The sequence below is a fragment of the Synechococcus sp. OH30 genome (assembly GCF_047462175.1).
GTDB lineage: Bacteria > Cyanobacteriota > Cyanobacteriia > Thermostichales > Thermostichaceae > Thermostichus.
Map to the genome: position 1 here is coordinate 124,128 of NZ_JANSIP010000005.1, position 13,148 is coordinate 137,275.

Annotated in this window: 11 protein-coding genes and 1 riboswitch; of the genes, 3 read left to right on the forward strand and 8 right to left on the reverse strand. The window is 62.6% G+C overall.

The genetic code is table 11. The annotated features are described in order from the left end of the window. Nucleotides 1-116: 116 nt before the first annotated feature. Both NW830_RS07645 and NW830_RS07650 read right to left on the reverse strand, forming a co-directional pair. The gene (locus NW830_RS07645; protein WP_414404641.1) at nucleotides 117-1,379 is read right to left on the reverse strand and encodes a DNA double-strand break repair nuclease NurA; all 1,263 of its coding nucleotides are present in this window, start codon (nucleotides 1,377-1,379) and stop codon (nucleotides 117-119) included. Then, the gene (locus NW830_RS07650; protein WP_414404652.1) at nucleotides 1,363-2,316 is read right to left on the reverse strand and encodes a 6-carboxytetrahydropterin synthase; all 954 of its coding nucleotides are present in this window, start codon (nucleotides 2,314-2,316) and stop codon (nucleotides 1,363-1,365) included. The genes NW830_RS07645 and NW830_RS07650 overlap by 17 nt, the downstream gene beginning before the upstream one ends. 172 nt (nucleotides 2,317-2,488) lie before the next feature. On the opposite strand from NW830_RS07650, the gene NW830_RS07655 reads away from it, so the two are divergent. From NW830_RS07655 to NW830_RS07665, 3 genes are read left to right on the forward strand one after another with little or no spacing between them, the layout of a single operon-like run. Next, nucleotides 2,489-3,784 (forward strand): homoserine dehydrogenase, encoded by a 1,296-nt coding sequence (locus NW830_RS07655; RefSeq protein WP_414361312.1) that lies wholly within the window; start codon nucleotides 2,489-2,491, stop codon nucleotides 3,782-3,784. 52 nt (nucleotides 3,785-3,836) lie between these two features. Beyond that, nucleotides 3,837-5,294, forward strand: a complete 1,458-nt coding sequence (gene hemG, locus NW830_RS07660) for a protoporphyrinogen oxidase (protein ID WP_414361310.1) — start codon at nucleotides 3,837-3,839, stop codon at nucleotides 5,292-5,294. A 4-nt stretch (nucleotides 5,295-5,298) separates the two neighbouring features. Next, on the forward strand, nucleotides 5,299-6,321 hold the full coding sequence (locus NW830_RS07665) for a DUF3326 domain-containing protein (protein WP_414361308.1): 1,023 nt from the start codon (nucleotides 5,299-5,301) through the stop codon (nucleotides 6,319-6,321). 7 nt (nucleotides 6,322-6,328) lie between these two features. Here NW830_RS07665 and NW830_RS07670 read toward each other — a convergent pair whose 3' ends face one another. From NW830_RS07670 to NW830_RS07695, 6 genes are all read right to left on the reverse strand, one after another. Further along, on the reverse strand, nucleotides 6,329-6,787 hold the full coding sequence (locus tag NW830_RS07670) for an MAPEG family protein (protein ID WP_414404642.1): 459 nt from the start codon (nucleotides 6,785-6,787) through the stop codon (nucleotides 6,329-6,331). A 54-nt stretch (nucleotides 6,788-6,841) separates the two neighbouring features. Then, nucleotides 6,842-8,941 (reverse strand): ArsA family ATPase, encoded by a 2,100-nt coding sequence (locus NW830_RS07675; RefSeq protein WP_414361304.1) that lies wholly within the window; start codon nucleotides 8,939-8,941, stop codon nucleotides 6,842-6,844. 2 nt (nucleotides 8,942-8,943) lie between these two features. Further along, a complete protein-coding gene (locus tag NW830_RS07680) occupies nucleotides 8,944-9,660 on the reverse strand; it encodes a hypothetical protein (protein WP_414361303.1) in 717 nt (238 codons plus the stop codon). A 96-nt stretch (nucleotides 9,661-9,756) separates the two neighbouring features. Then, nucleotides 9,757-10,464 carry a hypothetical protein gene (locus NW830_RS07685; RefSeq protein WP_414361301.1) on the reverse strand — a complete coding sequence of 236 codons (708 nt, stop codon included), beginning with the start codon at nucleotides 10,462-10,464 and terminating at the stop codon, nucleotides 9,757-9,759. Nucleotides 10,465-10,473: 9 nt separating this feature from the next. Further along, complete coding sequence (locus NW830_RS07690; RefSeq protein ID WP_414361300.1) at nucleotides 10,474-10,884, reverse strand: DUF1636 domain-containing protein; 411 nt, start codon at nucleotides 10,882-10,884, stop codon at nucleotides 10,474-10,476. Nucleotides 10,885-10,973: 89 nt separating this feature from the next. Then, nucleotides 10,974-12,917, reverse strand: coding sequence for a TonB-dependent receptor plug domain-containing protein (locus NW830_RS07695; RefSeq protein WP_414361298.1), 1,944 nt, complete (start codon nucleotides 12,915-12,917; stop codon nucleotides 10,974-10,976). A gap of 39 nt (nucleotides 12,918-12,956) precedes the next feature. Beyond that, nucleotides 12,957-13,098: riboswitch (cobalamin riboswitch) on the reverse strand. Between the last annotated feature and the right edge of the window lie 50 nt (nucleotides 13,099-13,148).

Genomic DNA, 13,148 nt, shown 5'->3' on the forward strand with positions numbered 1-13,148 from the left:
ATAGCCTTGGGGCTGGGATCCGCTCAAGAGGCTATAGCCTCTTCTGCAAGGCCAAGGATCCCAGCCAAGAGTGCCTTCCCCTCTCCCCCTAAAGAGAAACTGGGCAGGGGCGCTCACTAGGCAATGCCGCTGCGCTTCTGCGCCTCTTTGCGGGAGATGGTTACATGGCGCAGGCCGGCGCGGATGAGCTCCTGCTCCACCAAGGCAAAAAAGCGCTGCCGATCCCCACTGCGCACCACGGCCAAATGGTGGGCTTCGGCCAGAGCAATGGGGTAGCCAAAGCCCTTTTGCACCTGGCTTAGCACCCCCCCTAGGGCCTGCTGCAGCAGCTCGGACTCCTGGGCCACCCAGGCAGGAAACTCCAGGCGGGCAATTTCGGGATCCCCTTTCCCACCACCATTGCCGACATTCAAGTAGCAACAGTGGATGTGGTGTTCCCCAAAAGTCTCCAGGACGCTGGCGCCACTGCGCCAGAGGGGGCTGCGCTCGCCCGGCTGCAGCAGGGATCCCCAAAAAACGCGATCTGCCAGAGGGGCAAAGGGCTGGCAGGGGGGAGTTTTCTCGCCGGCGCAGTAGCGGTGGCAGTCGCAGCCCAGGTAGGGGCACAGCCCCAGGCCCAAGTAGTTGAGGGTTTCGCTGCTGCGGGAAGCGCTAATGTAGCCCACTAGAGGAATGCGAGCCAGCCGCAGCCGCTCTAGGGCAGCTAGGATGGGCTCTAGCCAGGGTTGTTGGGCCGGCTTGGGCAGCGCCTCCAGGCCCCAGGGGATTAGGGATCCATCAAGTAGCGCCAGCACCCGGCGAGTTCTGGGCAGCGCTAGGGCCAATTCCACCAGCTCCTCCAGTTCTGCTTGGGAGCGGCGAAGGGCCAGTCCAGCTTCAGCCTCCAGCTCTGGACCCTGCTGAGCTGCTGGGCGGGGAAGGCGACGGGACGTCCTTCCCCGCAGCCAGGGGGAGCGCTCGGGTTCGGCAAGGAGCCCCTCCCCGTAGATCAGGAGGGGCTGGCTGTCCAGCAGCGGCCACTCTTGCGTGCCGTAGTGGAGAGCCACCCGCCCGATGTTGATGAGCGAGCAATAGGCAATTTCGTGGTGGCTGGGCAGGATCTGGGAGCCGTCGGTAGCCACCACCGTGTGCGGTCCCTGCAAAGGCTCCACCTTGGGCAGGGATCCCCAGGTTTCCGGCGGCTCGGCAGGGCTGGCACAGGTAAAGGCCAGATGGGATCCCCACTCCGCCCAGCGGGACCGCCAGAGCTGGGGTTGTTGTTGCAGGCGGGCAAACTCCTGCCAGGCTCGGCGCAGGCGCCCTTGGTTGGCCTTCGACTCCTGCTGCAGGTGGCGGGCGAAGGCGGGAATCTGCTCGCTCAGTTTAACAAGATCCAGCATAGGCGGCTGGCCCACCCCTGCCGGCAGCTAGGGGCTCCACTTCAGAGGGATCCCTCTTGCCCTCGCTCGCGGGGTATGTGGTGGCAGCGGTAGCTGCGCCCAGCTCCTCTAGCGGAAACTCCCCGTAGACCTCGCTGCTGTTGTTGGGGCTTTCCTGCAGGCGGACACGGTGCAGTTGCACCCCCAGCTCCCGCAGGGGCAGAGTTAGCAGCCGCTGGATGTAGAGGGCAATGTTTTCGGCGGTGGGCACCACCTGGGCAAAGTAGGGGATGTCTTTGTTTAAGAAGGTGTGATCTAGGGGTTTGACCACCTGCTCCTCAATTACCCGCTGCAAAGCCGCCAAGTCCACGATCATCCCCGTGCGCGGGTCGATGGATCCCTTGACGGTGATCTCCAAGCCGTAGTTGTGGCCGTGGCCGTGGGGACGGGCGCAGAGGCCGTAGATGGCGGTGTTCTCTTCCAGACTGAGGTGATCCAAGGCCAAGCGGTGGGCGGCGCTAAAGTGGGTGGCAACGGTCAAGTAGGCTTGCATGGCTTCTCCTCGGTATTCGGCCCAAAGGTGGGGATCCTCGTAGAGGCGCACACTACTAAGCGGCAGCGCATCGGCTAGGCGCTGCCAAATTACGTAAGCGATAAACTCGGTGGTGGGCAGGGTTTGGGCAAACTCTGGCCAAGCTTCGTTGAGGTAGGCAAAGTTCAGCTCTTGAATGACCCGTTCCTGAAGCACTTGCTTGACCTCTGAGAGGTTGAGCACCATGCCGTACTCATCCACCTCCCCCGTCAGGCCCACCTCCAGCACGTAGTTGTGGCCGTGGCCGGGGAAGCGGGCGTGGGGGCCAAAGCGGGCCAGGTTCTCGGCTTCAGAGAGCTCCGGCAGCCAGTAGCGGTGGCTGGCGGCAAAGTGGGCGCGGCGGTAGATGGTACAGGTTCTAGACATGGAGGGCAGAGGGGCAAAGCGCAGGGATCCCTCCTTCAGCATAAACTGCAAACCTGTCCTGGCGCTGGGCAAAGGAAGAAGCTCCTGGGGCAGGACTTTTTGCGCCAGAAGTATGTCAACCTGGAGGATAGGCAACTCTTTGGGCTGCTGGGAGCGCAGGCTAGGAGCGGCTGTGGTCTATCGGGTTGGGCTACTGGGGCTGGGTACTGTCGGCACGGGGGTGGTAGAGATTTTGCAACGCCCACCTCACCCCCTCTTGCAGGCTGTCGAGCTTGCGGCGGTAGGGGTGCGTTCCCTGGACAAGCCACGGCGGGTGGCCATCCCGCCTGAGCGCCTGACCACTGACCTAGAGCGGATTGTGTCGGATCCAGACATTGACGTGGTGATTGAGCTCATGGGCGGGTTGGAGCCGGCTCGCAGCCTCATCCTAAAGGCCATTGACCACGGCAAGCCAGTCATTACAGCCAACAAGGCGGTCATTGCCCGCTATGGCGAGGAGATCTTCCGCGCTGCTGCCCAGGCCAGGGTGGCCGTGCTGCTGGAGGCAGCCGTGGGGGGTGGGATCCCTGTCGTCCAGGCTTTGCAGCAGTCGCTGCAGGCCAGCCGCATCCAGGCGGTCTGGGGCATCATCAACGGCACGACCAACTTCATCCTCAGCCAGATGGCCCAGGAGGGTAGCTCCTTTGCCGAAGCGTTGGCCCAAGCCCAAGCCCGCGGCTATGCGGAGGCGGATCCCAGCGCCGATGTGGAAGGATGGGATGCGGCGGACAAGATCGCCATTTTGGCTAGCCTGGCGTTTGGGGTGTCGGTGCCGCGGGAGGCCATCCCCTGCGAAGGGATCCGCAGCATCAGCCCCACCGACATCCGCTATGCCCGCGAGTGGGGCTACACTTTCAAGCTTTTGGCCATTGCCCAGAGGGCTGGCGTCCCAGGAGCCGAAACGGCCTTGGATGTCCGCGTCCACCCCACCCTATTGCCGCTGACCCACCCGCTGGCCAACATCCACGGCGTGGACAACGCCGTCTGGGTACAAGGAGATCCCCTAGGGCAGGTGGTGCTCGCCGGGCCGGGGGCGGGACAGGGGCCGACGGCCAGTGCTGTCGTTGGGGATCTGCTCACCCTACTTGCCCACCTGCAGACAGGGGCCCATCTCCCCAATCCTCTCTGGGGATTGCCTGCTTCTCCCCCTGTGGCTTCCCTGCTGCCGCTGGCGGAGGTGCAGTCGGAGTTTTACGTGCGGGTATTGGCCCAGGATCGGCCGGGGGTGATGGGGGCCATTGGCACCTGCTTTGGCCGTCATGGGGTGAGCCTGGAGAGCATTACCCAAAAAGAGTGCCACCAGGAGCTGGCGGAGATTGTTGTCCTCACCCACACCGTGCGCGAGGCCGACTGCCGGCAGGCGCTGGCCGAGATCCAACAGCTTCCCCAGGTAGCCGGGATCCCCAGCCTGTTTCGCGTGCTGCGCTAATTGGCGCCCCTCGTGTTGCCCGTGATGGAGGATAGCTAGCTTGGCAGCGACCGTGGATCTTGCAACCCCTGAACTCCTCAGAGCCGAAGTGGTAGTCATTGGGGCGGGCATCAGTGGCCTGACGCTGGCTTGGCGCCTGCAGCAGGGTCTCTCTGGTAGGGGTGGCTCCGCTCAGCCAGTGCTCTTGGCCGAGGCCAGCTCTCGGGTGGGCGGCTGCATTTCCACCCAATCCAAAGACGGCTACCGCTGGGAGGAAGGCCCCAACAGCTTTACCCCTACGCCTGCCCTGCTCAACTTGATTGCCGAGGTGGGCCTGGCCGACCAACTGGTGCTGGCCGATGCCCAGCTGCCCCGCTACATCTACTGGGAAGGAGAGCTGCTGCCAGTGCCGCTGAGCCCCACGGCGGCTCTGGGCTCACGGCTGCTCAGTGTGGGTGGTAAGCTGCGGGCTCTGCAGGGCCTGTTGGGGTTTGTCCCTCCGCCGCCGGGGCAGGAGGAGACGGTGCGACAGTTTTTCCGGCGACAACTGGGATCCGAAGTGGTGGAGCGCCTGGTGGAGCCCTTCACCTCGGGGGTCTATGCTGGGGATCCGGATCAACTCAGCGCGGTAGCAGCTTTCCCTCGGGTAGCTGGCCTAGAGGAGCGCTACGGCAGTCTCTTTGCCGGCGCCCTGCAGGCTCTGCGCCAAAGACCCCAGCCTTTTCCCGCAGCCATCCACCCCCCGCCCAAACGCGGCCAACTGGGCACTCTGAGGCAGGGGCTGCAGCAGTTGCCAGAGGCCCTAGCCCAAAAGCTGGGCGACAGCCTGCGGCTGGGTTGGCAAGCGGTGCAGCTGCAGCGGGAGGGAGAGCTCTATGGGGTGGGCTTTGCAACCCCCGAGGGATCCCGCTGGGTGGCTGCTCGCCAGGTGGTGCTGGCCCTCCCCGCCTATGAGGCTGCCTTGCTGCTGCAGGAACTCAACCCCCAGGCCAGCCAGCTCTTGGCGGGGATCCCCTATCCGCCGGTGGCAGTGGTGGCTCTGGCCTATCCCCAAGCGGTTCTGCCGCAGCCGCTGCGGGGCTTTGGCCACCTCATCCCTCGCTCCCAGGGTCTACGCACCCTAGGCACTATCTGGGCTTCCTGTCTTTTCCCGGAGCGGGCTCCCCAGGGCTACCACAGCTTCCTCAGCTTCCTGGGCGGTGCTACCGATGCTGCCTTGGCCCGCCGGCAAGGGATCCCACCCATCACTGCTCTGTCCCCTGAGGAGCGAGCGCAAATTGTCCACGCCGAGCTCAGTCAGGTGCTGCTTACTCGCCGCGCCGAGCCCATCTACTTGGGCGAACGCCTGTGGCCCCGCGCCATTCCCCAATACACCCTCGGCCACCGGCAGCGGATGGCCCAGTTGCAGGTCCACCTGGCCTCCCAGACGCCGGGGATCTGGGTGTGTGCCAACTACCTAGACGGTGTGGCCCTGGGCGACTGCGTGCGGCGGGCTGAGGCGCTGGCGCAGCAGCTTTTGTCCCAGGTCTAGTCCGATGGGTCGCCCCTACACCGTCCTGCTTTTGGTTCCCACCGGTATCGGTGCCCGGGTGGGCGGCTTTGCCGGCGATGCCCTACCCGTGGCCCGCGCCTTGGCCGCAGCCGCGGATTGCGTCATCACCCACCCCAACGTGCTCAATGGCGCCACCCTCTTCTGGCCCCTGGGGAATGTGCTCTACGTGGAAGGATACGGCCTGGATCGCTTCTGTGCCGGGGAGTGGTTCCTCAGGCCAGTGCGGCAAAACCGCATCGGGGTGGTGCTGGATGCGGGGATCCCTGAGGATCTGCGCCAGCGCCATTTGCAGGTCATGCAAGCCGCTCAGGCCACGCTGGGGCTGGACATTGGCCCCTGGCGCTTGACTCCTCGACCCTTAGGCGTTGCCGTCAGCTTCTCCCCTGCCGGCGCCAGCCAGGGATCCCTAGCGGATCCCGAGGCGCTCCTGGAAGCCGCCCGTGCGCTGCTCGAGGCAGGGGCCGAGGCCATTGCCGTGGTGGCCCGCTTCCCCGACGATCTTGACTTTAGCCAGTACGAGCAGGGGCAGGGGGTAGATCCCCTGGCGGGGGCCGAGGCCATCCTCAGCCACCTGGTGGTGCGGGAGCTGGGGATCCCGTGTGCCCATGCTCCGGCCCTCTACCCTGATCCCGACCCCAAGCCGGTTCACCCCCGCGCTGCCGCTGAAGAGGTGGGGTTTACCTTCCTGCCCTCGGTTTTGGCAGGGCTGAGCTACGCCCCCCAGTTTGGGAAAAGGGGGGATCCCCTGCAGACGGGCGACCTGACAGCCGAGCAGGTGGACAGCGTCATTGCCCCGGCCACCGCCTTTGGCGGCCCCGGCCTACTTTACCTCGCCAGCCGCCCCCGCCCGCCCCTGTTTATTGCCGTCGAAGAAAACACCACCGTCATGCAGGTCCACCCGCGCCAGTTGGGGATCCCGCATGTGGCGGTTAGCTCCTACCTGGAGGCCATTGGCGTGGTGGTGGCCCACCGGGCTGGCGTGGCCCTCTCGTCGCTGCGGCTGTAGCCTCAGGCTAAGCCCAGTTCTGGCCCAGAAACGGCAACAGGCCAATCAACAGCAGGCCCAGCGTGGCCAGCGACCCAACCAAAAAGGAGAGGGAGCGCCCCAGGGGAATGTCACCGATGTAGAAAAAGTTGTAAAACAGCCGTGCCAGCAGAAACACACCGCAGAGCAAGGCTACCCCTTCGTCGCCGCTAAGGCCAAACAGCCAGGGATCCGGGTGGGGGCCAGTAACATAGGCAATCAAGGCTGACGGCGCAAAGGTGCCCAGGGCCTCAAAGCCGTTGGCATGGGCCCAGGTGGCCCGCTGGCCGTAGGGAGGCAGCCGGTCGAACATAGCCCGCGGCGCATGGGGATCGTAGCCAACGCGGGCGCGGGCATAGCCGACCACGCCCATGGGCAGGTACACCAACAGGATGGCTGCAGCAATCGAGAACAGGGGGATGGCTGGCAGGGGGAGGTTGGGCAACATAGGCAAAACGCAGAGGAAAGAGGCGGCACCCGCACTTTCTCTAGGCTAGCCTCCCTAGGCGGGAATTGGCGCCGGGCTGCCCAGCAGGTAAGCCCCAACGGCTTCTAGGCTGGGCGGGTGCAGGAAAGGGAGGGTGACAATGGCCTGCTGGGGAAAGCGCTGGGGCAACTGGGCCAGGATGGCCTGGTGGCGGCGCCAAAGGGCTGCGCCAAAGGGGGTGGAGTCCTCCAGCCAAACCCGATTGAGAACGGCGTAGGGATGGGGGATCCCTAGGGCATCCAACTCCGCCAAGAGGCGCTCGGTTTCCGCCAGAACTGCCTGTTCGGGGTTGAAGACAGGGACAAAGCTAACAAACTGGGGATCCCGCAGCCGCCGCTGCAGCTGGCGCACCTGGGCCAAGAGATCCCGCAACCGCTGCGCCCATTCCGGCCGGCCCACCACGTCGCGGTACTTTAGCCACAGCCTCAGGGCCAAGCTCACCCAGCCTTCTAGGGCCTGGGGCATCTGCAAAAAGCGCAAGAGGTGGCCGGTGGGGGCGGTATCCACCACCACCAGGTCGAACTGGCCGCTGGCTTCTTGTTCCAGCACCGTTAGCAGGGCCATCACCTCGTCTAGGCCGGGAGGGGGCATCTGCAAAAGCTGTCGCCAAGCCTGCGGGTCGTACTGGATCTCCACCCCTGCCGTTTCCTCCCCCGCCAGGATAGCCGCCACCTCCTCCAGGTAGTCCTGGCGGAAGCGCTCCAGCACTGCCGCCGCCTCGATCTCCTGGCCCAGCAGGTTGGGCAAGAGCGGCAGCGGCTCCTGACCCAGCTTTGTCTGAAACAGATCCCCCAGCGAGTGGGCCGGGTCGATGGAGACCAGTAAGAGCCGCTGGTTGGGATGGCGCTGGGCCAAGTTCCAGGCCAGGGCCCCGGCCACCGTGGTCTTGCCCACCCCACCCTTGCCCCCCACCAGGAGCAGGCGGATTCCTTGGGCCAAAAAATCTGGCAGGGCCACCCTTGGGGGGGAGGGGATCCCGCCGACAGGCTCCCCTGGGCTAGCGGGGATCTCTTCCAACTGCGGCAGCACCTCTGGCAAGGGGCGAAGCTGTTGCACCAGCTTGTCCAGGGCCGTCGGCCCAATCGGCTCCTCCAGTTGATAGGGACAAACCCAGATGGGATAGCCAGGCAGCTCCTCTTGGAGCGTTTTTAGCCAGCGCCACTGCTCCTGCTGGCGGGCTAGGTAAAGAGGCGAGGGGCGGTTGGGGGTTGCTTCCGCTTTTTCCCCTGCGGCCGCCACCGTCCCTAGCAGCACCTGGTTGACCAGAAGACCCCCCACAGGCACACGGCGGCTTTGCAGTTGTTGACAGAAGCGGCGGGTCTCCGCCACGCTCAAGGGCTCCGGGATCAGCACCAGCCAAGCAGAGGTGCTCTCCGGGTCGGTGAGGCGGGCTTTGCCTCCCTCCAGCTCTCCCTGTAACCGCGCCAAAAAGGCATCCGCCTCATCCGGGCAATAGGTGCCCGTCAGGGATTGGACAACCTCGCGGTGCTTGGCCTGGAAGGTGGCAAACACCGCCAGCAGATTATCCAAAAAGTCGGGCAACTCCAACAGCCGCAGGGTGTGGCCGGTGGGGGCCGTGTCCAGGATGACTGTGTCCACCTCTTGGCCTGCCAGCAGGCGGTTGACCTCGAGGATGGCCATCAGCTCATCCACCCCCGGCCAGTCCAGATCCCAAAGGGGCAACAGATCCTCTCGCCCCAGCCAACTGCCCCGCTCGGCAATCAGCTCCAGAGCCGGGCCGTAGGTCTGCTTGAAAGACTGCAGCAGCACCTCGGCCTGGAGGGCCCGCACCTGCAAGTTGGGCCGTTCGCGCAAGCGGTGCGGAGCACTTTCCGGCAGGGGTTGGGGGGTGTCGGCCACCGGGATCCCCAGCACATCCCCCAGGGAGTGGGCCGGATCGGTGGACAGCAACAGCAGACGGCGCTCTGGTTGCCTCTGGGCTAGGTGACGGGCTAGGGCACAGGCTAGGGTGGTTTTGCCCACGCCCCCCTTGCCGCTCAGCAGCAGCAAGCGGCAGGAAGCCGATCGCGTCAGCGGGACGTAGTCCACGAGCCGGTCGAAGGGGGAGTTGTCGAGCTGAGCGGGCTGCAAAGGGATCCCTCGCGCGCAGGTCACCCCTATTCTGGCCTGGATCTCCCTTGGGGATACCCCAGCCCGCTGAGGTGGGCTCTCGCCAACTCCAGTCGGCGGCGTCCTCTGTCCCAGGTCAGCAGCGCGTGGATCCCAAGCCAAAAGCCCGTCCACAGCCAGTTGTGCAACCAGATCTTGCCCAAGATGGGCAGGGTCAGGCCCTCTGTTCCGCCCAGCACCAGGCCGGCTGCCAAGATTAGCCCTTCAAAAGCAAGGAACCCTAGGATCAGCATGACCAGGATCCAAAGGTAATTGCGCAGCCATTGCCGAGGTTGGACAGGGTGGGGCTGGAAAAAGAGCGGGCGATAGCTGGCCAGCCACGCCACCCCCACCGTGCCGATCCCCAAGACCAACCCCCAAGCCAAAGAATCAGGGGTACGGGGATAGTTGTGCCAGGTGTAGCCAAAGATTTGGTTGGCCAGCCAAATCATCGAAGCGCTGACGATTGCCCTTTGGCGAGTTAACGTGGTGCCCGTGACGATGCCAACAGTTACAAAAGGCAGTGTACAGGTATAGGCAATGTTGCTAAGGCAGCCGATGGTGGTCAATAGGCTGGGCCAAAATCGACCTTGGGCTAGATCGCGGGTGGCTTGGATCCAAATGACCTCCGGGACCCGCGGCGGGTTTTGGGGATGGACTGGACAAGAGCTTGTAGGCTGACCATAGGCTAATCCCCAGGAAAAAGGTGAGCTTTTAAGGGACACTTGTTCAGCAGGTGCTCCTGGACAATTTGCCGCGCTACTGGGGGTGTGACTTGCTTGTACCAGGTGCGGTCACCACCGGCCCTTGTTGGCAGACTTCTAGGCATCCTGAGGTGATAACCGGAACATCCAGATTGGCCTCGCGCAGGGCCGATTGCAGAGCTTCCACCACCGGCTGATAGTGGCGAGAAGGATAGCAGCGGCTGGAACGGCAAACCGCCAAATAAGGCCGCTTGAGAGGGTTATCTCTTTTCCCTCGACGTCAATGGCTCGCAGGTGTTCATAAAGGGAAAGCTGCTGATAGTCGGCTTTGCCTTCGGGCAGGTAGTCTTCTCCTGGCCCCAAAAAGGGACTGGGCAAAAAGATCTGCAGCAGCGATTCCTCTGCCCCGTTCCAAAACTGGATCCCCCATTGGCGAGGCTGGCCCTGCGGATTGAGGCGGCGATAGAGGGCGGCGCGGCCGACCAATCTTTTGCGGCGCAGCTCAGGAGGAGTTCTGCGGTAGGGGCCGCCCTGGTGTTCCTCCAAACACAGATGCAAATGCCAAGTTTCCGTGGCCACGGTCAAGTAGCCGTCGTAGAGCACACAGAGAGTAGGGGGATCCTTAAAGGCCGCTTCCAGGACGCCACCCTCCACCACCTGGCCCACTTGGATCTCGGCCCAGCGCTCCTGAAAGAGCTCATAGAGCAGCGGCCCAAGACAGTCGATGTGAGCCGGGATCCCTTCGTAAACGGTTGTCCAGCCGATGGGGGAAACCTCTTGCCAAGTTTGATTTAAGGGTGGGACCCAGGGATTGAAAACAGCCATAGGTTGCTCCTATTGGATTGGCGGAATGCGGGCAATCACCCCCTTTTTGATGGGGCGCTCTGCCCAGGGCAGGATCCCATCGGGCTTTCTCAAATACAGCTCCGCCGTTTGCAAGATTGGCTCCACGTCTTTTGGATCGAGATCGCCAAAGACATAGGTCATCTTTCGGGGGGCTGCCAGCGCAACCACACAAGCGTGGCTACAGCCGCTCATACAGGCAACTGGCTTCAGTTGCAGTTGGGGATTGAGCCTTTGGGATTGCAAGGCAGCTAGGAGCATTTCTCCCTTGCTGATCCCTTCTTTTTGGCCGTTGACCCAGCGAGATCCACAGGTGGTGCAAACCCAAAGGCAATGTTTAGACTCAGCTTGAGCCAAAGTTGTCGATGGAGAAATAGAGGGAAAGTTGGTCGCGCTCACCATAGAGTTGTATCCAAACTCCACTGCAAAGCAGACAATTCCACTAGGGCAGCTTGTTCTAGATAGTTAGCCAAAAATAGCCCGAGAGGATGCTAAAATTGCCCCCGCAAGTTCATCCTCAGCGTGCGGCCAACGCCGGGATAGCCGGGGAAAACTTCATACTGCTCATCCAGCAGGTTGTCGATCCCCAACTCTAGGCTCAGGGCCTCAGTCAACGGGATCCCTCCCCGCAAAGCCACGGTGGTATAGCCTGGCAGGGATTCCGTATTGGAGTTGTTGGTAAAAAAGCTCCCAATGTGATGGACCAAGATCGAGCCGTACCCACCCTGCTCATAGCGATAGGTTAGGCCTAGGTTGAAGCTATCGGCTCCCACAAAGGCTAGCTGTTTGCCAACTGTGGCCGGGTTAAGTGCAGCGCGGATGATGGGATCATTGAGGGTGTAGTTGGCAAAAAGCGTCCAGTTTTCCCCCAAACGCAAATCCAAAGCCGCTTCCAGGCCGGTGTATTCGACCAGCCCAATATTCTCATAGGTTCCCTGGCGCGGCCCCAGGCTGACAAAGGTGATGCCATCGCGGATGCGGTTGTGGGCAAACGTTAGCCGCAGCAGGCCAAAATCTCCCAGGCTCTGATCCAAGCCAACGTCAAAGCTCTCCCCTCGCTCTGGGCGGAGATTGGGGTTGCCATCCACTTCAAAAAAGCCTCGCAGCCGAAAGAATAATTCCGAGATCAAGGGGGTGCGAAAGCTGCTGGCAGAGTTGGCTCTCAAGGTGGTGCCTTCCGCCACTGTCCAGCGGATCCCCACAGCCGGCGAGGTGGCCGAGCCATTGGCCAAACTGCTGAAGTCCTGGCGAATGCCCAGATCAAGGTGGAAGTTGGGATCCGGGCTGTAATCCAGGCGGGCAAACAGGGCGCCCTGGTTAACCGTATCGTCGTAGTTGATATTGGCAGAACCGTTGGCAAAGGAAAAAGTTGTATTGCGAGCTGAGATGGAGCGATAATCTACCCCCAAAGCTCCCTCTAGGTTTTCGCCGGCTTGCCAAGCATACTGCAGCTGGGATCCCCAGCCATTGCGCAGGATGACGTCGCGGGATCCCTGGCTTTGCGGAGCACTGAAACGGTAGTTGAGATCGTCAAAAAAGACTCTTGCCTGCAGGGATCCTGTTGCCTGAGTCCACAGCCAACTGAGATCCAGCAGCAGATCGTTGGTGTTTTGCTCTGCATCGGGAGAGGGAAATTCCACACTGCCGGGCACACGAAAGGCTTTATTGAGGTAGAGGGCATTGGCTGTTAGGACTTGGTCTTTGGCCAGTTGCCAGGTAAGCTTGGCCTGCAAGTTGTGGTACTCCACTGCCGAGTTTTCCCGCTTGCCTGACTTGCCCAGCCGCTCAATTGCAAAGGGAAAGTCGTTGTTACTTTTCAGACGGCGATAGCTGAGCACCCAGCCCAGATCCTGGGCTTGGCCCCGACTCTGGATCCCTTGCTCATTGAGGCCGTAGCTGCCGACCGCCGCTTCCAGCACCGTCTCCGTTTCTGGCTGTGGCTCCACCGTAACGATGTTGATCACGCCGCCAACAGCATCCGAGCCATACAGAGTAGAGCCGCCACCGGGAGAGACTTCAATTCGCTCGACAATATCTGTGGTGAGTTGAGAGAGGTCAAACCCGCCAAAGAAGCCCAGATCGTTGAGGGGGCGGCCGTCCAAGAGCACCAACACCTGCGCCGTTCGCGCCCCTCGCATGAATTGCGAGCTAAGAGCTCCCAACTGAGTTCCCGCTGTGCCATCGCTGAGGATCCCAGGCAGATAGCGCAGGGCTTCTTGCACCGTCCTTGCCCCTTGCTCGCGCATCTGCTGGCGGGTGATGACATAGACTGGGCGCGAAGAGTCCCGCAGCAAGCCAGGGCGGCGAAACGGTGTGGTGACGGGTTGATTGAAAATCTCGGCACTAAGACTGGTGTCCAAGACCGCTTGCGCCCAGGCTGGGATCCCCAAACTCCAGCTCCCCAGCCCAAGGCTGAGACATACAATTGCTTTCATCCGGTTGCTCCTGCTTCCGTGCGACGCGGAAGAGCTAAGCTGTGAGCCAAAGCCGCAGGCGGGCATCCTGACTGAGGGCCTTAGCCCATCACAGTTGCGGCACAGCGCCGGATTTGCACCGGACTTTCCCCATTGCTTGCCCTGGCTGATCCCCAGAGCAACCTGACGGCACGGCTTTCTCCGCAGTCCTTTTGGAAAAAGCCGTGCTAGGCATCATACATCCCCTGCTGG

Bases quoted from the DNA above. Each gene is read 5' to 3' on its own strand.
- NW830_RS07645 (WP_414404641.1), bottom strand. From the start codon at position 1,379: ATGCTGGATCTTGTTAAACTGAGCGAGCAGATTCCCGCCTTCGCCCGC.
- NW830_RS07650 (WP_414404652.1), bottom strand. From the start codon at position 2,316: ATGTCTAGAACCTGTACCATCTACCGCCGCGCCCACTTTGCCGCCAGC.
- NW830_RS07665 (WP_414361308.1), top strand. From the start codon at position 5,299: ATGGGTCGCCCCTACACCGTCCTGCTTTTGGTTCCCACCGGTATCGGT.
- NW830_RS07670 (WP_414404642.1), bottom strand. From the start codon at position 6,787: ATGTTGCCCAACCTCCCCCTGCCAGCCATCCCCCTGTTCTCGATTGCT.
- NW830_RS07685 (WP_414361301.1), bottom strand. From the start codon at position 10,464: ATGGCTGTTTTCAATCCCTGGGTCCCACCCTTAAATCAAACTTGGCAA.
- NW830_RS07690 (WP_414361300.1), bottom strand. From the start codon at position 10,884: ATGGTGAGCGCGACCAACTTTCCCTCTATTTCTCCATCGACAACTTTG.
- NW830_RS07695 (WP_414361298.1), bottom strand. From the start codon at position 12,917: ATGAAAGCAATTGTATGTCTCAGCCTTGGGCTGGGGAGCTGGAGTTTG.